A 21,307-nucleotide genomic window follows, 5' to 3' on the forward strand; every position below is an offset into this window, starting at 1 on the left:
CGCCGGGTGAGCCCCTGGTCTGCCGGGTCCCACTGCCGGGTCCCACTGTTAGACTCGCCATCGTGACGACCGAAGCGACCACCCAGCACACCGACCGCCCGCTCGTGCTCCTCGACGGCCACAGCCTGGCCTACCGGGCGTACTTCGCGCTGCCCGACGACCTGGCCACCACCACCGGCCAGATCACCAACGCCGTCTACGGCTTCACCAGCATGCTCGTCAAGCTGTTCGGCGAGGTGGCGCCGGACCGGATCGCGGTCTGCTTCGACCTCGGGCGGCCTGCCTACCGGTACGACGTCTACGACGGCTACAAGGCCAACCGCTCGACCGCCCCCGACCAGTTCCGCTCCCAGCTCCCTCTGATCCGCGAGGTGCTGGCCGCGCTGCGCATCCCGGTCGTCGAGGTGGAGGGCTACGAGGCCGACGACGTGATCGCCACCCTGGTGGAGCAGGCCAGGGCCGAGGGCGTGCCGGTCCTGGTGGTCACCGGCGACCGGGACAACCTCCAGCTCATCAACGACCAGGCCGGCGTCAAGGTGATGATGACCCGCCGGGGCGTGACCGACACGGTCACCTACGACGAGGCCGGCGTGCGCGGGCGCTACGGGGTCGAGCCCGGCCAGTACGTCGACCTGGCCGCGCTGCGCGGCGACAGCTCCGACAACCTGCCCGGGGTGCCCGGGGTGGGGGACAAGACCGCGGCCAAGCTGGTCAACCAGTACGGCACCGCCGAGGAGGTCGTCGCCCACGCCGGCGAGCAGAAGGGCAAGCTCCGCGACAACCTCCTCGCCCACGCCGAGGGCGTGCTGCGCAACAAGCAGCTCGCGACCCTGCGGCGGGACGTGCCCCTGCCGGTCGGCGTGGCCGACCTGCGCATGGGCGACTGGGATCGGGCCGAGATCCACCGGCTGTTCGACACCCTCGAGTTCCACCCGCTGCGGGAGCGGCTGTTCGCCGCCAGGGCCCAGCCGACCAGCTCCGACGTCGGCTTCGAGGTCGACGCCAGCAGGCTCGCCCCGGGGGAGCTGGCCGGCTGGCTGGCCCGGGTGCCCGAAGGCGCGCCGGTCGCCCTCGCCGCGCGCCTGGCCACCGGGCCGGGCCGGGCCGAGCTCTCCGGGGCGGCCCTGTGGGCGGCCGGGCCTGGTGCGGTCTGGTTCGACCTGGCCAGGGCCGACCCTGCCGACGTCGACGCCTTGCAGGCGCTGCTCGCCGACCCGGCCCGGCCCAAGGTCGCCCACGACGCCAAGCAGCTCTACCTGGGCGTCTGGGGCCGCGACGGCCGGTTCGACGGGCTCGCCCTGGACACCGCGCTGGCCGCCTACCTCGCTCTGCCCGCGCAGCGGACCTACGACCTGGCCGACCTCGCCCTGCGCTACCTCCGCAAGGAGCTGCGCCCCGAGGGCACGGCCAAGGAGGGAGCGGCGGCCGGGGACGGGACCCAGCTCGCGTTCGACACCGGCGAGGAGGACGACGACTGGGCCGACTGGTGCCTGCGCGCCCAGGCGGTCGGCGAGCTCGGCCAGGCCCTGGCCGGCGAGATGGCCTCCATGGGCGTGGAGCGGCTCAACCAGGAGGTCGAGCTGCCCCTGGTGCCGATCCTGGCCAAGCTCGAGCGGACCGGGATCGCGGTCGACCTGTCGGTGCTCACCGACATCGACGACCGCCTGATCGACCAGATCCGCGACCACGAGGCGCGCATCTACGAGCTGGCCGGGGAGAAGTTCAACATCGGGTCGAACCCGCAGCTCCAGGTCATCCTGTTCGAGAAGCTGGGGCTGCCCAGGACCAAGCGGATCCGCACCGGCTACACCACCGACGCGGCCGCGCTGAACCAGCTCGCCGGCACCCACCCGATCGTGGAGGAGCTGCTCGCCTACCGCGAGGTGGCCAAGCTCAAGAACACCTACAGCGACGCCCTGCCCAAGCTGGTCCAGCCCGACGGGCGCATCCACGCCCAGTTCAACCAGCTCATCGCCTCGACCGGCCGCCTGTCCAGCCAGAACCCCAACGTGCAGAACATCCCCACCCGGACCGAGTCCGGGCGGGAGATCCGGCGCGCGTTCGTGGCCGGCCCCGAGGCCGAGACGCTGCTGGTGGCCGACTACGCCCAGCTCGAGTTCCGGGTGCTCGCCCACCTGGCCGGCGACGAGACCCTGGTCGCCGCGTTCCTGGGCGGGGAGGACGTCCATGCCACGGTGGCCGCCATGGTCTGGGGCCTGCCGCCCGACCAGGTCGACCGGGACCTGCGCAACCGGGTCAAGGTGGTGACCTACGGGCTCGCCTACGGCCTGAGCGCCTTCGGCCTGGCCCAGGCGCTCGGCATCACCGCCGAGGAGGCCCGGGCGCTGATGGACACCTACTTCGAGCGGTTCGGCAAGGTCAAGTCGTACCTGGACGGGGTCGTCACCCAGGCCAGGCGGGACGGCTACACCCAGACGATCCTGGGCCGGCGCCGCTACCTGCCCGACCTTGCGTCCGACTCCTACCAGCGCCGCCAGATGGCCGAGCGGATGGCGCTGAACGCCCCCATCCAGGGCTCGGAGGCCGACATCATCAAGATGGCGATGGTCGCCGTGGACCGGGCCATGACCCGGGCCGGGCTGGCCTCGCGCATGGTCCTGCAGGTGCACGACGAGCTCGTCTTCGAGGTGGTGCCGGGCGAGGCCGATCCCTTGGCCGAGCTGGTCCGCCGCGAGATGCAGGACGTCTACCAGCTCAGGGTGCCGCTCGAGGTGTCGATGGCCACCGGCCGTTCCTGGGCCGAGGCCCAGCACTGACGACCCGGCCAGGGACTGCTGGGAGCGCGGCCAAGTTCGGCCGGCGGCCAAGTTCGGCCGTGAGTTCAGTCCAGGTCGGGTGGCAGCTCCGGGTTGGCGGCGAGCACGGCCAGGCGGCGGATCTGCTCGGCCGTGATCCGGCCCAGCGACAGCTCCGGCAGGTCGTCGACGCCGAACCAGCCGACCCCGAGCGTCTCATACCCGGCCTCGGGCCGGCCGCCGGTGATCTCGCAGGCGATGGCCAGCTTGTAGACCGAGCTGAGGCTCGGGGTCGGGTTGTGGCGGGCCCGCTCCCAGACGGCGAGCAGGCGGGTGGCCCGCACCTGGTAGCCGGACTCCTCGGCGACTTCGCGGACGGCCATCTCGGCCGGGGAGGAGCCCACGTCGGCCCAGCCGCCAGGCAGCGACCAGCGGCCGTCGGCGCGCTCCCTGACCAGCAGCACCTCGCCGTCGCGCTCGACGAACGCGCGCACGTCCACCTTGGGGGTGGGGTAGCCGGAGTCCGCGGCGAACAGCTCGCCGAGCCGCACGAGGTCCTCGCGCGACCCGGCGTCGACGTGGCGGGCCACGATCTCCACCGACAGGGCCTGCAGGGTCCGGTACCGGTCGAGGTCGTAGGGGTTGTGCGTATAGGTGATCCCGGCCTGGGCGATCGCCTGGATGCGCTTGGCCCACGCGAGCCACTGCGGCTCCCTGGACCCCGGCCCGGGCGCTGTCGGGTCGCCTCCCGGATGCTCCCTGGACTCCGGCCCGGGCTGCGTCGGGTCGCCTTCCGGAAGCTCCCCGGGTCCCTCCGGCTGCCTCTCCGTCACCTCGGGGCCGGGGCGGGGGCCGGGTCCAGGGCGATGCGCAGGCGCTTGTTGCCCTTGCCCTTCGACTCGTGCCCGACCACCCGGACCGTGCCGACCTCGGCGGTGCGGGCCACATGGGTGCCACCGTCGGCCTGCCGGTCGAGCCCCTCGATGTCGATCACCCTGACCACCCCCAGGCCGGACGGGACCAGGTTCGACTTGGTACGGATGAGCTCGGGCCGGGCCAGGAACTCCTCGGGGCTGAGGAACGAGACGTGCACCGGGCGGTCGACCTCCACCTCCCGCAGCAGCGCCCGCTCGACCTCCTCGGCGAAGCCTGCGCTCATCGCTGCCAGCTCGAAGTCCATGCGGGCCTTGAGGGGCTCCATGTTGCCGCCGGTGACCAGGGCGCCGTGGTCGCGGCCGATCACGCCGGCGAGCACGTGCAGGGCGGTGTGGGTGCGCATGAGGGCGTAGCGGCGCTCCCAGTCGAGCGCGCCACGCACGGCGGTCCCGGCGGGCGGGGGCGGGCCGTCGACGAGCAGCACGACGGCGTCCTCCCGGCGCTGGGCGCCGGTGACCCGGACGCCGGTGCCGTCGTGGGACAGGGTGCCCTGGTCGGCCGGCTGGCCGCCGCCACCGGGGAAGAACGCGCTCCGGTCGAGCACCACCCCGTCGGGGTGGGTCGCGGTGACGTGGGCGTCGAACGCGGCCAGGTAGGCGTCGCGCTGGTAGAGAGGATCAGTCATCTCGCCCCCGTTCTGGGAATCGGTTCACAAGGTCGCATGGCACACAGGCTGACCAGGTGATCCTCCCATGCCGCGCTGGGATGGGAGGCGCGGCGGCGGGGGAAGGCGATCCGGCTTCCGGGGCGAGCTTGCAAATCCGCAGGTCACCAGGGATCCGAAAACGTTGACGCGGCGAAGCGGCGGCGACTACCATCTCCAAAACCACCCGTGGGCTTTTCTGCCAGTGTGTTCTGACGCGGTCGCGTCTTCTCCCACCAAGGAAACGTCCCTCGAGGGGATATCTCTGTCCGACAGCTCAGGAGACATGCAGTTGACCGAGTCCATCGACCAACCGACCACCCAGCACGAGCAGCCCATGCCGGGCGTGACCACCCAGGTCACCGAGAACGACGTCGGCTCGGCGGAAGAGCTCGAGGCCGCATACGAGCAGACCCTCAAGGACTTCAACGAGGGGGACATCGTTGACGGCCATGTGGTCAAGGTCGACCACGACGAGGTGCTGCTCGACATCGGCTACAAGTCGGAGGGCGTGATCCCCTCCCGCGAGCTGTCGATCAAGCACGACGTCGACCCCAACGAGGTCGTGTCCCTCGGTGACCACATCGAGGCGCTCGTCATGCAGAAGGAGGACAAGGACGGCCGCCTGATCCTGTCCAAGAAGCGCGCGCAGTACGAGCGCGCCTGGGGCACGATCGAGAAGAAGAAGGAGAACGACGAGATCGTCGAGGGCACGGTCATCGAGGTCGTCAAGGGCGGCCTCATCCTCGACATCGGGCTCCGCGGCTTCCTCCCTGCCTCCCTGGTCGAGATGCGCCGCGTCCGCGACCTGCACCCCTACGTCGGTCGCACGCTCGAGGCGAAGATCATCGAGCTGGACAAGAACCGCAACAACGTGGTGCTGTCGCGCCGGGCCTGGCTCGAGGAGACCCAGTCGGCGACCCGCAAGGCGTTCCTGCACACCCTGCGCAAGGGCGAGATCCGCAAGGGCGTGGTCTCGAGCATCGTGAACTTCGGGGCCTTCGTGGACCTGGGCGGTGTCGACGGGCTGGTGCACGTGTCCGAGCTGTCCTGGAAGCACATCGACCACCCCTCCGAGGTCGTCGAGGTCGGCCAGGAGGTCGAGGTCGAGGTGCTCGACGTCGACCTGGAGCGCGAGCGGGTCTCGCTGTCGCTGAAGGCGACCCAGGAGGACCCCTGGCGCCAGTTCGCCCGCTCGCACCAGATCGGCGAGCTGATCCCGGGCCGGGTCACCAAGCTGGTGCCGTTTGGTGCGTTCGTCCGGGTGGACGACGGCATCGAGGGGCTGGTGCACATCTCCGAGCTGGCCGAGCGGCACGTCGACATCCCCGAGCAGGTCGTCAGCGTCGGCGAGGAGATCACCGTCAAGGTGATCGACATCGACCTGGACCGCCGCCGGATCTCCCTGTCGCTCAAGCAGGCCCTGCAGGATGCCGGACAGGCCGCGGTGGCCGAGGACGAGCTCGCCCTCGAGGAGGGCGGCTACACCGAGGGCTACGAGGGTTACGACGAGGGCACCTACGTCGAGGGCGACTACCAGGGCTACTACGACGAGCAGGGCAACCTGATCGGCGTGGTGCCCGGGACGGCCATGGCCGACGCCTTCTCCCAGGCCGGGTACTACGACAACACCTACGCCGAGCCCGCGGAGGGTGCCGAGCCCGCGGCGGGTGCCGAGGGCGAGGTGGCGGTGGCGGCCCAGGCCGAGCAGGCCGAGCAGGCCCTCCAGGCGGAGCAGGGCGGCGCCGACGAGCGTCTCGAGGACATCGTCGAGGACCTGAAGCGCAAGAACGCTACCGAGTAGGGGCCACGACCCGTGCGGCCGGAGCCCGGCCGCACGGGTCTTCGCGTGGATGCCGGCCGCCGGCGCGAGCGCCGGGCCGGCTCCTGCCGTCCGAGGAGGCGCCGTGCTGCTCGTCGGGCTGACCGGGGGGATCGCGTCGGGCAAGAGCACCGTCTCGGCCATGCTCGCCGAGCGCGGGGCCGAGATCGTCGACGCCGACCTCATCGCCCGCCAGGTCGTCATGCCTGGCACCCCCGCCTGGCACAAGATCCGCGATCACTTCGGTCCGGGGATGCTCCGCCCCGACGGCTCGATCGACCGCCAGGCCCTGGCCGATGTCGTCTTCCAGGACAAGGCCAAGCTCGCGCTGCTCAACGAGATCACCCATCCGGAGATCTTCGAGCGGATCGCCGGGCGGCTCGAGGGGTCGATCGGCCGCGAGGTCGTCGTGGTCCTCGACGCCGCCCTGCTGATCGAGACCAGCCTGGCCGACGGCGTCGACGTCCTCGTGGTGGTGGACGCCACCCGCGACGCCCAGCTCGGCCGCCTCGCCGCCAAGGGCCTGCCGGCGAGCGACGCCGAGGCGAGGCTCGAGGCCCAGCTCCCCGCCGAGCAGCGCCTGGCCAGAGCCGACTACGTCGTCGAGAACGCCGGCTCGATCGAGGAGCTGGGCGCCCGCGTGGACGAGCTGTGGGAGGAGCTGCAGCGCCGCCTCCGGGAGCGCCACGGCCCGTCGCCCATCATCCGCCTGCCCTAGGAGGCCACTGAGCAAGGGCCGTTCTCGCCCTTGCCGGGCTGCAACGCCGCTGGTGTAGCCTCCCCCCGTGACCGACACCATCCCGCGCCCGCTGGCCGCCGTCTTCCTCGACGCGGGCGACACGCTTCTCGCGCCCGCACCCAGCTTCGAGGGCCGCTTCATCGGGGTCGCCCGCGTCGAGGGGGTGGAGCTGGCCGAGGCGGCAGTAGCGGCCGCGGCCGCCGCCGCCGCCCGCCGCGCCGTCTGGCCGACCGACTGGACCGACCCGGCCACCCAGCGGGAGTTCTGGTGCGGGCACTACACCGACATCCTGGGTGAGCTCCGCTACCAGGGGGACCGGGCGGCGCTCGCCGACAGGATGTTCGAGGCGTTCAGCGACCCGGCCGCGTACAAGCTGTTCGACGACGCCCGCCCCGCCCTCGACGCGCTGGCCGCGCGCGGCCTCAAGCTCGGGGTGATCTCGAACTTCGAGCCGTGGCTCGCCACCGTGCTGGAGCTCGAAGGGGTCGACCACCTGTTCGCGGCCACCGCGATCTCGGGCGTGCTCGGGGTCGCCAAGCCGGAGCCAGGCATCTTCCTGTCGGCCCTCCAGCAGGCCGGCGTCGAGGCGGGCAGCGCCATCCACGTCGGCGACCACCTCGACGTCGACGTGACAGGCGCCCGTGCGGTCGGCATGACCGGGGTGCTGATCGACCGGTACGGGCGGGTCCCCGACCCGCCTCCAGGCGTGCTCCGGATCAAGTCGCTCGCCGAGCTGGTCGACCTGGTCGACGCCGGGCTGTCTGAAGCGTGTGGGGCGGGGCTGTCTGAAGCGTGTGGGGCGGGGCTGTCTGAAGCGTGTGGGGCGGGGCTGTCTGAAGCGCGTGAGGCCCGGTAGTGGAGGCCGTCGACCGGGGGGTCCTTCGATTCCTGGTCAGCGCCGACAACGCCCTCCCCCAGGGACAGTGGGTGGCCGAGCTCACCCCGGAGCTGCTGTCGTGGCTCGGGTCGGTCGACCACGAGCTGCGCGACGAGTTCGCCTACCCGATCCTGGCCACCTGGATCGAACGCGGCGAGTACGCCCCGGACGAGCTGCGCGCCATGGCCCGGCGCATGGTCGGCAACCTGGAGGTGGGCCTCGGCGAGGACGGGACCGACTCGGTGTTCCTGCGCACGTTCTCGACCCTGATCCTCATGGAGCTGGTCGCCTACGACAACGCCCACCCCTTCCTCGACGAGGACGAGGTGCTCGAGCTGCTGGACAGCGGCCTGTCCTACCTGCGCCGGGAGCGGGACCTGCGCGGGTACGTGCAGGGTCCCGGCTGGGCGCACGCCGTCGCCCACACCGCCGACCTGCTCATGATGCTCGCCCGCAGCCGGCACGCCGACGCCCGCGAGCTCGAGCGGCTGCTGGACGGTATCGCCGACAAGCTCCTGGAGCCGGTCGCCGCGGTCTACTTGTACCAGGAGGACGAGCGGCTTGCCTACGCGGCGCTCACCGTGCTGCGCCGCGGCCTGGTCTCCCGGGAGTTCCTGACCGCCTGGTTCGGCCGCTTCGCGCGACCGCCCGGCCACGACTCCTGGCGGCCGGTCTACACCGACCCCGGGCTGGCCACCGCCCGGATGAACGCCACCAGCTTCCTCCGCAGCCTGTACTTCCAGCTCCTGCTCACCACCGAGCCGCCCGCCGGCCGCGCCGAGACCCTGGACGCCCTGGTCGCCACCCTGCGCCAGATGGACATCGGGTTCTACGACCTGACCTGACCACCCGCCTGAAGCGCGCGAGGCCGACGGCCGAACTTGGCCGCCGAAATGAATGCCCGCGCCGCAGGCGCCCCGAGCAGTTCCGGGCGGCGGACCTGCCGGGCGGATCAACCGGTCGTCCGCCGCCAGGCGGGCTCCGAGCAGTTCAGCCCGTGGCCCGCTCGATGCTCGCGCCGAGGGCGCGCAGGCGCTCGTCGACTCGCTCGTAACCCCGGTCGATCTCGCCGACGTTGCCGATGACCGACTCGCCCTCGGCGGCCAGGGCGGCGAGCAGCAGCGCCATGCCGGCCCGGATGTCGGGCGAGGCCAGGCGCTCCCCGTAGAGCCGGGTCGGCCCGTTCACCACGGCCCGGTGGGGGTCGCAGATGATGATGCGGGCGCCCATCCCCACCAGCTTGTCCACGAAGAACAGCCGGTTCTCGAACATCTTCTCGAAGATCAGCACGGTGCCCTTGGCCTGGGTGGCTACCGCGACCGCGATCGAGGTGAGGTCGGCCGGGAACGCGGGCCACGGCCCGTCGTCGATCTTCGGGATGGCCGCGCCCAGGTCGTCCTGCACGACCAGCCGCTGGTCGGGCGGCACCCGCAGCGTGGAGCCCTCCAGCTCCCAGATCACCCCGAGGCGGGTGAAGCCGACCGCGACCGGGCGCATGTCGTCCTCGATCACGCCCTCGATCACGAGCTCGCCGCCGGTGGCGGCGGCGATCCCGATGAAGCTGGCCACCTCGATGTGGTCGGGCCCGATGGTGTACTCGCCGCCGGAGAGCCCCTCGACGCCGGTGACCGTGAGCCGGTTCGAGCCAACCCCCTCGATCCTGGCCCCGAGCGCGCCGAGGAACCGGCACAGGTCCTGTACGTGGGGCTCGCAGGCGGCGTTGCCGATGATCGTCTCGCCCTCGGCGAGCACGGCCGCGGTCACGGCGTTCTCGGTGGCCGTCACCGACGCCTCGTCCAGGAACATCGGCTTGCCGGTGAGCCGGTCGGCCGACAGCTCGAGCACCCCGTCGAACTCGACCGTGGCCCCGAGCGAGCGGAACGCGAGCAGGTGGGTGTCGAGCCGGCGGCGACCGATCACGTCGCCCCCGGGCGGGGGCAGGGTGCAGCGGCCGGTCCGGGCCAGCAGGGGAGCGGCCAGCAGCACCGAGGCCCGGATGCGGGCGCACAGGGCCGGGTCGAGGCTCACCTGCCGGACGCCGCGTGGGTCGATCCGCACGTCGTTGGGGCCGACGTCGGCGACCTGGGCTCCGGTCATGGCGGTGAGCTGGAGCATGGCGTCCACGTCACGGATGCGGGGCACGTTGTGGAGCACGACCGGGCCGTCGGCCAGCAGGGACGCCGCGATGATGGGCAGCGCGCCGTTCTTGTTGCCGGTCGGGCGCACGGTGCCGCTGAGCGGCAACCCGCCCTTGATGACGAAGCTCTCCATCGTTCTCCCACTCGGCTGTCCTGGCACGGCCGCATACTCTACCGTGCCCTGGCAAGGTTGTCGGGCGGCGGGTGCCGCCCGCGTCTCGCACGGGTTGCAGTTGGGTGAAGCAGGCGCCCCGGCGTGGCCGGGCGGCTGTCACGGGGGCCGCCTACACTGGTCGCCATGCCTGACCATCACCCCCCGGAGTCCCCACCGATGCCCGAGTTCAAGCTCGTCAGCGACATGCCCGCCGCCGGCGACCAGCCGGCGGCCATCGAGGCGCTGGTCGACGGGCTGCACGACGGCGAGCCGGCGCTCACCCTGCTCGGGGTCACCGGGTCGGGCAAGACCCGGACCATGGCCGGGGTGATCGAGCGCATGGGCCGGCCCGCGCTGGTGATGGCACCCAACAAGACCCTCGCGGCTCAGCTCACCAACGAGTTCAAAGAGCTGTTCCCGGGCAGCGCGGTCGAGTACTTCGTGTCCTACTACGACTACTACCAGCCCGAGGCGTACATCCCGCAGACCGACACCTACATCGAGAAGGACTCCTCGCTGAACGAGGAGATCGACCGCCTGCGCCACTCGGCCACCCTCGCCCTGCTCACCCGGCGCGACGTGATCGTGGTGGCCTCGGTCTCAGCCATCTACGGCCTCGGCTCCCCCGAGGAGTACCGCGACCAGATGCTGTGGCTCCAGGTCGGGGAGGAGCACGACCGGGACGGGGTGCTGCGCAAGCTGGTCTCCATCCACTACGACCGCAACGACCTCAACTTCGTCCGTGGCAAGTTCCGCGTCCGGGGCGACACCCTCGAGGTGTTCCCGGCCTACGAGGAGCAGGCCATACGGATCGAGTTCTTCGGCGACGAGGTCGAGCGCATCCTGGTCATGGACCCGGTCACCGGTGAGATCGTCGGGGAGCGGCAGGACCTGTTCATCTTCCCGGCCACCCACTACGTGGCCAGCTCGGCCCGCATGCAGCGGGCCGTCTCGGGGATCGAGGCGGAGCTGGCCGAGCGCCTGCAGGAACTCGAGCGCGAAGGCAAGCTGCTCGAGGCCCAGCGGCTGCGCATGCGCACCAGCTACGACCTCGAGATGCTGCGGGAGGTCGGCTTCTGCAACGGCATCGAGAACTACTCGCGCCACATCGACGGGCGCGGGCCGGGCAGCCCGCCGAACACCCTGCTCGACTACTTCCCGAGCGACTTCCTGCTGTTCCTCGACGAGTCCCACGTGACCGTGCCGCAGATCGGCGGGATGTACGAGGGCGACCGCAGCCGCAAGACGACCCTGGTCGAGCACGGCTTCCGCCTGCCGTCGGCCCTGGACAACCGGCCTCTGCGCTTCGACGAGTTCCTCGAGCGGATCGGCCAGCGGGTCTTCGTCTCGGCCACCCCGGGGCCCTACGAGCTACGCGAGTCCGGCACCGTGGTCGAGCAGATCATCCGCCCGACCGGCCTGGTCGACCCCGAGGTGCTGGTGCGGCCGACCAAAGGCCAGATCGACGACCTGATCCACGAGGTCAAGCTCCGGGTCGAGCGGGAGCAGCGCACGCTGGTGACCACGCTGACCAAGAAGATGGCCGAGGACCTCACCGACTACCTGCTCGAGATGGGCCTGCGCGTGCGCTACCTCCACTCCGAGATCAACACCGTGGAGCGGATCGAGATCCTGCGCGACCTGCGCCTGGGCGAGTTCGACACCCTGGTCGGCATCAACCTGCTCCGCGAGGGCCTGGACCTGCCCGAGGTCACCCTGGTCGCCATCCTCGACGCCGACAAGGAAGGCTTCCTGCGCTCGGAGACCTCGCTGGTGCAGACCATCGGCCGGGCCGCCCGCAACGTCGACGGCCAGGTGGTCATGTACGCCGACCAGGTCACGGCGTCGATGCGCCGCGCCATCCACGAGACCAACCGCCGCCGCAAGCTCCAGCTCGACTACAACGAGGCCAACGGCATCGACCCGCAGACCGTGCGGCGCCGGGTGACCGACATCATCCAGACGCTCCGCGGCGAGGAGGACGAGGCCGGCGGCCGCGGCCGGGGCCGCCGCGGCCGGGCGCCCACCCCGGGCCGGGGCCGGGCCGGGCGGGGCGAGCCGGCGGTCAGCGGGATGCCCCGCGCCGACCTGGAGCGGCTGATCCAGTCGCTCGAGGAGGAGATGCACGAGGCGGCCAAGGACCTGCGCTTCGAGTACGCCGCCCGCCTCCGCGACGAGGTGGCCGACCTCCGCCGCGAGCTGCGCGGCATGGTCGAGGCCGGCGTCAGCTGAGCCCCGGGCCCTCGCCGCGGCCGGGTCGGGCCGGTCGCCGGGGCGCCAGGCCGGAAGGGGCGCGAACCCGACCCGGCCGGTAGACTGCCCGCTCGGCCGTCGCTCGGAGGGAGGGGCCGGTGTCAAAGGGCTCCAAGGTGGTCGGGCTGGTGGTCGCCGTCGCCCTGGTGCTCGGTGCCGCCGGGGCCGGGGCGTGGTGGTTCGTGCTGCGCCCGCGCGGCTCGCCCGAGCCGGTGGCCGCCGCCTACCTGGACGCCTGGCAGCGGGCCGACTGGGCCGCCATGCAGCGCCTGGTCGCGGCGCCCCCGGCCGACTTCGCGGCCCAGCACGCCGCCATGCTGGACAACCTCAAGGTGCGTGGGCGGACGTTCGCCCTCGGACCGGTGCGGCGCGACGGCGACCGGGCCGAGGCGCCCTTCACCGCCCGGCTCGACCTGCGCGGCCTCGGCGAGTGGAGCTACCAGGGCGCGCTCCGGCTGGCCAGGAGGGACCGGCGGACCTGGCTGGTCGACTGGTCACCGGCCACGATCCACCCGTCGCTGGTCGCTGGGAAGCGCTTCGCGCGCAGCCGCACGCAGGCCGAGCGCGCCCCCATCCTCGCCCGGGACGGCAGCCTGCTGGCCGGGCCGGGCAGCGTCGTGGTCGTCGGCGTCGTAGGGCAGGGGGTCAAGGACCGCGGCCAGGCGCAGCGGGCCCTGACCGGCCCCGCCGGTGCCGCCCCGGCCGCCGTGGCCCGCGCGCTCGGCCAGGCGGCCGCCACGCCCGCCCAGTTCGTGCCCGTGGTCACCCTCTCGGAGGCCCGCTACCAGGCCGTCAGGCCCGAGGTCTTCCCGGTGCCCGGGATCCGGTTCCGGCGCGAGACCGGCCGGCTGGCCAGCGCACCCGCCTCGGCCGCGCTGGCCGTGGGCCGGGTCTCGCCGGCCACCGCCGACGACCTGAAGCGGCTCGGCCCGCCCTACCAGACCGGCGACCTGGTCGGGCACGGCGGCCTCGAGGGCGCCTTCGAGCGCCAGCTCGCCGGCACCCCCACCGGCGAGGTACTCCTGGCCGACGCCCAGCAGGGCGCTGACGGGGCGGCCGCGCCACGAACGGTCCTGCAGCGCTTCCCGGGCAGGCCGGGCACGCCACTGCGGACCACGCTCGACCCGCGGGTCCAGGCGGCAGCCGACAAGGCCCTGGCCGGGGTGGCCAAGCCGGCCGCGCTGGTGGCGGTGCAGGCGTCCACGGGGGAGCTGCGCGCGGTCGCCAACTGGCCGCCCGGCGGGGGGTTCGACCGGGCGCTGCTCGGCCGGTACCCGCCCGGGTCGACGTTCAAGGTGGTGACCACCGAGGCGCTCCTCGAAGCCGGCGTGAAACCGGCCGACCGGGTCACCTGCCCGCCCACCGTGGCCGTCGGGGGCCGGTCGTTCCGCAACTTCGAGGGCGAGCAGCTCGGGGCGATCCCGTTCTCCGCGGCGTTCGCCCACTCCTGCAACACCGCGTTCGTCCAGCTCGCCGCCGGCCGGCTCGACGCGGCCAAGCTGGCCGCGGCCGGCGAGCGCTTCGGCTTCGGCAGCGACCTGTCCCCGGGGATCCCGGCCGTCAAGGGCAGCTTCCCGGCCCCCGGGGACAGGACCGAGCTGGCCGCCGCCGCGATCGGCCAGGGCCGGGTGGTGGCCAGCCCGCTCCAGATGGCCACCGTGGCCGCGACCGTGCAGAGCGGTGCCTGGCGCGCGCCCCGACTGGTCACGTCCGGGCCGCCGCCAGCGCCCCCGCGCCCCCTGGACCCGCAGGTCGCCGGCGCCCTGCGCGGCCTCATGCGGGCGGTCGTGACCGAGGGCACGGCCGCGCCGGCCAGGCTCCCGGCCGGCGCGGGGGGCAAGACCGGCACGGCCGAGTTCGGCCGTGGCGACCCCTTGCCGACCCACGCCTGGTTCATCGGGTTCCGTGGCGACCTGGCGTTCGCCGTGGTCGTCGAGGGCGGCGGCGTCGGCGGCCGGGTGGCCGCACCGGTCGGTGCCCGCTTCCTCGGCGCGCTCCGCTAGCCCAACCCGGTAGCGAGCCTCGGCGCTGGCGTCCCAGGCGGTGACCTCGACCTCGGGTGGCAGCTCGAGCCCGAACTCGGCCAGCACCGCCCGCGGCTCCCGGACCATCCGGGCCCGATAGGCCTCGCTGACCGGGCCGGGCCGCAACCGATCCCGGGACGAGCCGGCAGTCAGCGGCCAGCGTGGGTCGATTGCTGGACGTGGCTCAGGTGGACTGGTGATCGTCCGATGCAACCAGTATGCGAACACGTGCATGGCAGGGTTACCTGGTCATCGGTCTGCTGGTCAGCGTCGCGGCCTGGGTGCTGCCCGAGGTGGTCAGCGCGGCGCCGCTGGTCAGCAGGGTCGTCTGCTACGAGCTGCTGAGCGCGGCGGCGGTTGCGGCGATCGTGGTCGGGGTGCGCTGGCACCGGCCGGCGTTTCGGCTGCCCTGGGTGCTGTTCGCCACCGCGCAGCTGGTGTACTTCGCAGCGGACGTCACGTTCTACACCTACCACGAGTTGCTCCACGACACGCGCTACCCGGCGCCGGCGGACGGCCTGTACCTGGGCCACTACCCGATGTTCGTGACCGGGCTGCTGCTGCTGTTGCGCCGACGCAGCCCCGGGCGGGACCGCGACGGCCTGCTGGACGCGCTGATCATCACCACCGGGATCGGGCTGCTCGCCTGGGTGTTCCTGCTCGCGCCCTACCTGCAAACGGCTGCCCTGTCCTGCCGGTGCGGGCGGTGTCGCTGGCCTACCCGTTGATGGATCTGCTGGTCGTGGCGGTCGTGGCCCGCATGGCCGTCAGCGGCGGTGCCCGCCCACCCGCCTATTGGCTGCTCCTGGGCGGCCTGGCCGCGCTCTTGGGCGCCGACGGCCTGTACGCACTGGCGCAGCTGCACGGCGCCTACCAGATCGGGGGGCTGCCAGACGCAGGCTGGCTGCTGTCCTACGTCGGCTGGGGCGCGGCCGCGTTGCACCCGTCGATGGGGGCGCTGTCCGAGCCGGGCGAGCCGGCCGCAGCCCGGCTGTCGCGTGCGCGGCTGGCCGCGCTCGCCGGGGCCGCACTGGTGGCCCCAGCCGTGCTCTTCGTCCAGGCCGTCCTCGGCGAGCCGATCGACGGGACGATCATCGCGGGTGCCTCGGCGGTGCTGTTCGGGCTCACCCTGCTGCGCATGCGCAGCCTCGCCGGCCAGGTCGCCGCCCAAGCCGAACGGGAGCGGCTGCTGCACCGGCTCAGCGCGATCATCGACGCCTCTCCCGTCGCCATCGTCGAGCTCGACCGCAACCGGCGGGTGCGGCTGTGGAACCCGGCCGCCGAGCGCATCTACGGCTGGCGGCGCGAGGAGGTCCTGGGTCAGCCCCATCCGGCCAGCCTCGAGCCGGGCTGGCCGGCGGTCCAGCCTGTCGCCGCCCGCGGTCAGGGGCAGGCCACCGCCCGCTTGGAGCTGCGCCAGCACCGCAGCGACGGCATCCCCATCGACGTGGAGCTGTCGACCGCGCCGCTGCGGACCCCCAGTGGTGAGCCGGCCGGCATGATCAGCCGCCGGGCCGGGCGCCCAGCCGGGCGACCTGGTGCGCGACGCCGACGTGGCCATGTACCAGGCCAAGGCGGACGGCGGGAACGGCTTCCGGGTCTTCGACCCGAGCATGCGCGCCGCCGTGGTCGACCGCGCGGAGCTCGAGGCCGACCTGCGCCAGGCCCTTGACCACGACCAGTTCCGCCTGCACTACCAGCCGATCGTCGACCTGCGCAGCGGCCGTGTCACCGGCCTGGAGGCCTTGGTGCGCTGGCAGCACCCGACCCGGGGGCTGCTGGCCCCGGGCAGCTTCATCCCCTTGGCTGAGGAGACCGGCCTGCTGGTCGGGATCGGCGCCTGGGTGCTGCACCACGCCTGCCAGCAGACCCGTTACTGGCAGGCCACCATCCCCGGATGCGAACAGCTGGGCATCAGCGTGAACCTGTCGGCGGTCCAGCTCGCCCAACCTCACCTGGCCGGCGAGGTCGCCCAGACCCTGGCCACGACCGGCCTGGAACCCCGCCACCTGACCCTTGAGCTGACCGAAAGCCTGCTGATCACCGACGTCGACACCACCACGATCACCCTGGCCGAGCTCGACGGCTTGGACGTCCGGCTTGCGATCGACGACTTCGGCACCGGCTACTCCTCACTGAGCTACCTGCGCCGCCTGCCCGTCGACGTCCTCAAGATCGACAAGGCCTTCGTGGACGAGGTCGCCAGCAGCCCCGACGCCGCCGCGCTCACCCAAGCCGTCATCGAGCTCGCCACGACCTTCGGCCTGGCCACGGTCGCCGAAGGCATCGAGCAGCTCGACCAGCTCGAACGGCTGCGCGACCTGGGCTGCCAGCTCGGCCAGGGCTACTACTTCGCCAGACCTCTGGATGCCGAGCAGCTCGCCGGCCTGCTCCACGCCCGGCAGGGGCTCACGCCACAGTCCCAGGGGCTCACGCCACAGTCCCAGGGGTGAGCCAGCCCGGCGCCGGCGCGGACGGCGGGACCGTGAGACCCTCGAGCGGCTGGCGCTCCGCCTCCGGGAGGTGAGCCAGCCCGGCGCCGGCGCGGACGACGCCAGCGCCGAGGGCGGCGGGCCGGGCCCGAGCCGAGGGTCGGGCGGCCCGGCGACGCGTGGGCGAGGTCCCCGCAGGACGCGTCGGCTACCAGCCCCGCGCCCGCCACTCCTCGAGGTGGGGCGCCTCGGTGCCGACCAAGGTGTCGTCGCCGTGGCCGGGGGAGACGCGGGTCTCGGCCGGCAGCGTGAACAGGTGCTGCTCGATCGAGGCGATGGCCTGGTCGAACGCTGCCCGGCCCTCGGTCCTGCCCGGGCCGCCCGGGAACAGCGCGTCGCCGGTCAGCACCTGGCTGGACGGGAGCTTGAACGAGATGCTGCCCTCGGTGTGGCCCGGGGTGTGCAGCACGGTGATGCCCCAGCCGCCGACGCCGATGGTGTCGCCGTGCTCGAGCACGCGGTCGGGCGTCACCCCGACCTCGGCCGCGATCGCGTCGGCGTCGGCGGGGTGCGCCCCGTTCCAGACGTCGTGCTTGCGCAGCACGGCCCGGAGGGCCTGGACGTGGTCGGGGTGCCGGTGGGTGGTCACGATCCCCACCAGCTGGATCCCGGTCAGCAGCTCGGAGAGCAGGCGGTCGGCCTCGTTGGCCGCGTCGACCAGCAGCCCCTCGTTGGACTGGGGGTCGTGGAGCAGGTAGGCGTTGTTCTCCCACGGCCCGACGTGGAGCTTGGTCACGCGCAGGGCGCCGTCGGGGTACTGGTACGGTGGGCCGCCCCGCTCGACGTGGGCTGGGTCGAAGCTGGCCATGGGGTGCCTCCTCGGCTGCGCGGGTCAGGTGGGAATGCGCCGGGCGCCGTAGGCATTGTCACCCATGACGGCGACGACGGCTGACGGCCGACGACGGCAGGCCGTGCCCGGGTGAGGCCCGTTGTCACACCCGTCCTTACAATGTGGGGGCCGATCCACGCTTCCCCCTGACCACGAGGACACGACCCTGAGCGCCACCGACCGCCTCGTCATCCGGGGCGCCCGCGAGCACAACCTGAAGAACATCAGCCTCGACCTGCCTCGCAACGCGCTGGTCGTGTTCACCGGGCTGTCCGGGTCCGGGAAGTCGTCGCTCGCCTTCGACACCATCTATGCCGAGGGCCAGCGTCGCTACGTGGAGTCGCTGTCGGCCTACGCCCGCCAGTTCCTCGGGCTGATGGAGAAGCCCGACGTCGACTTCATCGAGGGGCTCTCCCCGGCCATCTCGATCGACCAGAAGTCGACCTCCAAGAACCCGCGCTCGACGGTCGGCACGATCACCGAGATCTACGACTACCTGCGGCTGCTCTACGCCCGCATCGGCCAGCCCCACTGCCCCAAGTGCGGCCGGCCGATCGCCCGGCAGACCCCCGACCAGATCGTCGACCAGATCCTCGACCTCCCGCCGGGCACCCGCTTCCAGGTGCTCGCCCCGGTGGTCCGCGGCCGCAAGGGCGAGTACGAGGCGCTGCTGCGCAGCTTCTCGGCCAAGGGGTTCGCCCGGGCCAGGGTCGACGGCGAGGTCCGCGACCTCTCCGAGCCGATCCGGCTGGCCAAGACCTACAAGCACGACATCGAGATCGTGGTCGACCGGCTGGTGGCCAGGGGCCCGGAGGCCGACGAGAAGTCCAGGCGGCGGCTGGCCGACTCGGTCGAGACCGCCGTCGGCCTGGCCGACGGGCTGGTCCACGTCGAGCTGGTCGACCAGCAGCGGGAGCTGCGGTTCTCCACCCACCTGGCCTGCCTGTACGACAACCTGTCGTTCGAGGACCTGGCGCCGCGGAACTTCTCGTTCAACGCCCCCTACGGTGCCTGCCCGGACTGCACCGGGCTCGGCGTCAAGCAGGAGGTCGACCCCGAGCTGGTCGTGCCCAACCAGGCCCTGTCGGTCGCCGAGGGCGCGATCACCCCCTGGCAGTGGGGCAAGGGCAACACCGAGTACTTCGACCGGCTGCTGTCGGCGGTGGCCGAGACCTACGGCTTCGACGCGGCCACCCCCTGGGGCGAGCTCGCCCCCGAGCACCAGCGGGTGCTGCTGTACGGAGCCGACCAGCAGGTCTACGTCAGGTACAAGAACCGCTACGGGCGCAGCCGTGCCTACCACACCAGCTACGAGGGCGTGGTGCCCTACCTCAACCGCCGCTACGCCGAGGCCGAGTCCGACGCGCTGCGCGAGCGGGTCGAGTCGTTCATGCGCGAGGTGCCCTGCCCGACCTGCAAGGGCGCCCGGCTGCGGCCCGAGAGCCTGGCCGTGACCGTGGCCGGGCGCAACATCGCCGAGGTGGCCGGCATGTCGGTAGGGGAGACGGCCGCGTTCTTCCGCTCCCTGGAGCTTTCCGACCGGGACGCGTTCATCGCCGCCCGGGTGCTCAAGGAGATCAACGCCCGGCTCGGCTTCCTGCTCGACGTCGGGCTCGACTACCTCAGCCTGGACCGGGCCTCGGCCAGTCTGGCCGGAGGCGAGGCGCAGCGCATCCGGCTGGCCACCCAGATCGGCTCGGGCCTCACCGGGGTGCTGTACGTGCTCGACGAGCCCTCGATCGGGCTGCACCAGCGCGACAACCACCGGCTGATCGAGACGCTGGTCCGGCTCCGGGACCTCGGCAACACCCTGATCGTGGTCGAGCACGACGAGGCCACCATCAAGACCGCCGACTACCTGGTCGACATCGGGCCGGGCGCCGGCGAGCACGGCGGCGAGATCGTCGCCGAGGGCGGCTTGGCCGACCTCGAGCGGGTCGAGGCGTCGCTGACCGGGCAGTACATGTCGGGCAAGCGGTCGATCGCGGTGCCGCCGTCCCGGCGCAAGCCCGGCGAGCGCTGGCTCGAGGTGACCGGGGTGCGCGAGCACAACCTCAGGAACCTGACCGCCCGCTTCCCGCTCGGGGTGTTCACCTGCGTCACCGGCGTGTCCGGGTCTGGCAAGTCCACGCTGGTCAACGACGTGCTGCTCAAAGCGCTCATGCAGGCCGTGTACCGCTCGCGGAGCTCCCCGGGCCGGTTCGTCGCGCTCACCGGCGCCGAGCACCTCGACAAGGTGATCGACGTCGACCAGTCGCCCATCGGCCGCACGCCGCGGTCCAACCCGGCCACCTACACCGGCGTGTTCGACCACGTCCGCCGGTTGTTCGCCCAGACCAACGAGGCCAAGGTGCGCGGGTACCAGCCGGGACGGTTCTCCTTCAACGTCAAGGGAGGCCGCTGCGAGGCGTGCTCGGGCGACGGCACCATCAAGATCGACATGCAGTTCCTGCCCGACATCTACGTCCCCTGCGAGGTGTGCAAGGGCAAGCGCTACAACCGCGAGACCCTCGAGGTCCACTACAAGAGCCACACGATCGCCGACGTGCTGGACATGTCGGTCGAGGAGGGCCTGGCCCTGTTCGCCAACATCCCGCCGATCGCCCGGCACCTCGAGACGCTCAACGACGTGGGTCTCGGCTACATCAAGCTCGGGCAGCCGGCGCCGACGCTGTCGGGCGGGGAGGCGCAGCGGGTGAAGCTGGCCAGCGAGCTGGCCAAGCGGGCCACCGGCCGGACCCTGTACGTGCTCGACGAGCCCACCACCGGGCTGCACTTCGAGGACGTCAACAAGCTGCTCGGGGTGCTCCACCGGCTGGTCGACACCGGCAACTCGGTGATCGTGATCGAGCACAACCTCGACGTGATCAAGACGGCCGACTGGGTCCTCGACCTCGGCCCGGAGGGCGGCAGCGGGGGCGGGCAGGTCGTCGCCCAGGGCCCCCCGGAGCGGGTCGCGCGCGCCCCCGGCTCCTACACCGGCTGGTTCCTGGCCGACGTGCTCGGCGTCTCGCCCGCCGCCGAGGACGCCCCCGCCGCCGCCAACGCCGAGGACGCCTCCGCCGCCGAGGACGCCGAGGACGCCTCCGCCGCCGAGGACGCCCCCGCCGCGGCCAAGCCCAAGCGGTCCCGGGCACCCGGCAAGCGGGCCACCGGCTGACGCCGCGTCGGCCTCCCGCTTCACGCTCTCATCTCGTCTGGTAGTTTCGCACCCCCTTCACACAGGTCCCCTCGGATGTCATCAGTAGATGGGAGCAGGAGGGTCGCATCTCTCGTAGGGTCCTGCGTCGGGACCGGCCGGACCAGCGGTCAAGACAAGGGAGGAGACGGTGAGCACCTGGGAGCGGTTCGCTGGCGATACTGCCCGGTTCGCCGTACGGCTCTCGTTCGAGCGGGATCCTGACAAGGATGGGTTCGATGACCCCGCCTACAGCGGCTCCTGGGGAAGCCTTCGGATCTGGATCGATGGGGTCAACATCTGTACTCATGCGGTCGCCGACGAGTCAGACGACTCGGTGCATTGGTATCTCCTTCCGCTGATCGAATGGCTGGCCGAGCAGTGGGATCCGCTGCTGCACGAGGAGCGACTGCCAGTAGCCGACCGGTTCGCAACTGCGGCGGAGGTGATGACTACCGAGCCCCCC

The 21,307-nt window shown here is 72.3% G+C and carries 16 protein-coding genes and 1 pseudogene; 12 read left to right on the plus strand and 5 right to left on the minus strand.

Features of this window, described 5'->3' with window-relative positions:
* Window positions 1-62 precede the first annotated feature (62 nt).
* Window positions 63-2,777 carry a DNA polymerase I gene (polA, locus tag VG276_27225; GenBank protein HEV8652981.1) on the plus strand — a complete coding sequence of 905 codons (2,715 nt, stop codon included), beginning with the start codon at window positions 63-65 and terminating at the stop codon, window positions 2,775-2,777.
* A gap of 65 nt (window positions 2,778-2,842) precedes the next feature.
* Here the strand turns inward: polA and VG276_27230 are convergent, their stop codons facing one another.
* Both VG276_27230 and VG276_27235 read right to left on the minus strand, forming a co-directional pair.
* Window positions 2,843-3,589: an NUDIX hydrolase gene (locus VG276_27230; GenBank protein ID HEV8652982.1), complete on the minus strand. Its 747-nt coding sequence runs from the start codon at window positions 3,587-3,589 to the stop codon at window positions 2,843-2,845.
* Window positions 3,586-4,317, minus strand: coding sequence for an alanyl-tRNA editing protein (locus VG276_27235; protein ID HEV8652983.1), 732 nt, complete (start codon window positions 4,315-4,317; stop codon window positions 3,586-3,588). The genes VG276_27230 and VG276_27235 overlap by 4 nt, the downstream gene beginning before the upstream one ends.
* A gap of 355 nt (window positions 4,318-4,672) precedes the next feature.
* Here VG276_27235 and rpsA point away from each other — a divergent pair, with 355 nt between their 5' ends.
* From rpsA to VG276_27255, 4 genes are all read left to right on the plus strand, one after another.
* Complete coding sequence (gene rpsA, locus VG276_27240; GenBank protein HEV8652984.1) at window positions 4,673-6,139, plus strand: 30S ribosomal protein S1; 1,467 nt, start codon at window positions 4,673-4,675, stop codon at window positions 6,137-6,139.
* 103 nt (window positions 6,140-6,242) lie between these two features.
* Window positions 6,243-6,875: a dephospho-CoA kinase gene (gene coaE, locus VG276_27245; protein HEV8652985.1), complete on the plus strand. Its 633-nt coding sequence runs from the start codon at window positions 6,243-6,245 to the stop codon at window positions 6,873-6,875.
* 67 nt (window positions 6,876-6,942) lie between these two features.
* Window positions 6,943-7,752 carry an HAD-IA family hydrolase gene (locus VG276_27250; protein HEV8652986.1) on the plus strand — a complete coding sequence of 270 codons (810 nt, stop codon included), beginning with the start codon at window positions 6,943-6,945 and terminating at the stop codon, window positions 7,750-7,752.
* A complete protein-coding gene (locus VG276_27255; protein ID HEV8652987.1) occupies window positions 7,752-8,618 on the plus strand; it encodes a DUF2785 domain-containing protein in 867 nt (288 codons plus the stop codon). The genes VG276_27250 and VG276_27255 overlap by 1 nt, the downstream gene beginning before the upstream one ends.
* A gap of 145 nt (window positions 8,619-8,763) precedes the next feature.
* Here the strand turns inward: VG276_27255 and murA are convergent, their stop codons facing one another.
* Window positions 8,764-10,044, minus strand: coding sequence for a UDP-N-acetylglucosamine 1-carboxyvinyltransferase (gene murA, locus VG276_27260; GenBank protein HEV8652988.1), 1,281 nt, complete (start codon window positions 10,042-10,044; stop codon window positions 8,764-8,766).
* 198 nt (window positions 10,045-10,242) lie between these two features.
* Here murA and uvrB point away from each other — a divergent pair, with 198 nt between their 5' ends.
* Window positions 10,243-12,297 carry an excinuclease ABC subunit UvrB gene (uvrB, locus tag VG276_27265; protein ID HEV8652989.1) on the plus strand — a complete coding sequence of 685 codons (2,055 nt, stop codon included), beginning with the start codon at window positions 10,243-10,245 and terminating at the stop codon, window positions 12,295-12,297.
* 119 nt (window positions 12,298-12,416) lie between these two features.
* Window positions 12,417-14,321, plus strand: a complete 1,905-nt coding sequence (locus VG276_27270) for a penicillin-binding transpeptidase domain-containing protein (GenBank protein ID HEV8652990.1) — start codon at window positions 12,417-12,419, stop codon at window positions 14,319-14,321.
* On the opposite strand, the pseudogene VG276_27275 reads toward VG276_27270, so the two are convergent.
* Window positions 14,289-14,450 (minus strand): annotated as a pseudogene (locus VG276_27275) (nitrile hydratase subunit alpha). The gene VG276_27270 and the pseudogene VG276_27275 sit on opposite strands and share 33 nt — an antisense overlap.
* Before the next feature lie 110 nt (window positions 14,451-14,560).
* On the opposite strand from VG276_27275, the gene VG276_27280 reads away from it, so the two are divergent.
* The 3 genes from VG276_27280 to VG276_27290 are packed head-to-tail and all read left to right on the plus strand — an operon-like array spanning window position 14,561 to window position 16,795.
* Window positions 14,561-15,070: a hypothetical protein gene (locus VG276_27280; protein ID HEV8652991.1), complete on the plus strand. Its 510-nt coding sequence runs from the start codon at window positions 14,561-14,563 to the stop codon at window positions 15,068-15,070.
* Window positions 15,049-16,014: a PAS domain S-box protein gene (locus tag VG276_27285; GenBank protein ID HEV8652992.1), complete on the plus strand. Its 966-nt coding sequence runs from the start codon at window positions 15,049-15,051 to the stop codon at window positions 16,012-16,014. The genes VG276_27280 and VG276_27285 overlap by 22 nt, the downstream gene beginning before the upstream one ends.
* A complete protein-coding gene (locus VG276_27290) occupies window positions 15,956-16,795 on the plus strand; it encodes an EAL domain-containing protein (GenBank protein HEV8652993.1) in 840 nt (279 codons plus the stop codon). The genes VG276_27285 and VG276_27290 overlap by 59 nt, the downstream gene beginning before the upstream one ends.
* A 187-nt stretch (window positions 16,796-16,982) precedes the next feature.
* Here VG276_27290 and VG276_27295 read toward each other — a convergent pair whose 3' ends face one another.
* Window positions 16,983-17,642: an MBL fold metallo-hydrolase gene (locus VG276_27295; GenBank protein ID HEV8652994.1), complete on the minus strand. Its 660-nt coding sequence runs from the start codon at window positions 17,640-17,642 to the stop codon at window positions 16,983-16,985.
* A 187-nt stretch (window positions 17,643-17,829) separates the two neighbouring features.
* Between VG276_27295 and uvrA the strand changes: the two genes are divergently transcribed.
* Entirely contained in the window at window positions 17,830-20,823 is a 2,994-nt protein-coding gene (gene uvrA, locus VG276_27300; protein HEV8652995.1) for an excinuclease ABC subunit UvrA, read from the plus strand.
* A gap of 169 nt (window positions 20,824-20,992) precedes the next feature.
* Window positions 20,993-21,307 (plus strand): hypothetical protein (locus VG276_27305; protein HEV8652996.1); only part of this gene is annotated, 315 nt, incomplete at its 3' end.

This window comes from Actinomycetes bacterium (assembly GCA_036000965.1).
Lineage (GTDB): Bacteria > Actinomycetota > CALGFH01 > CALGFH01 > CALGFH01 > DASYUT01.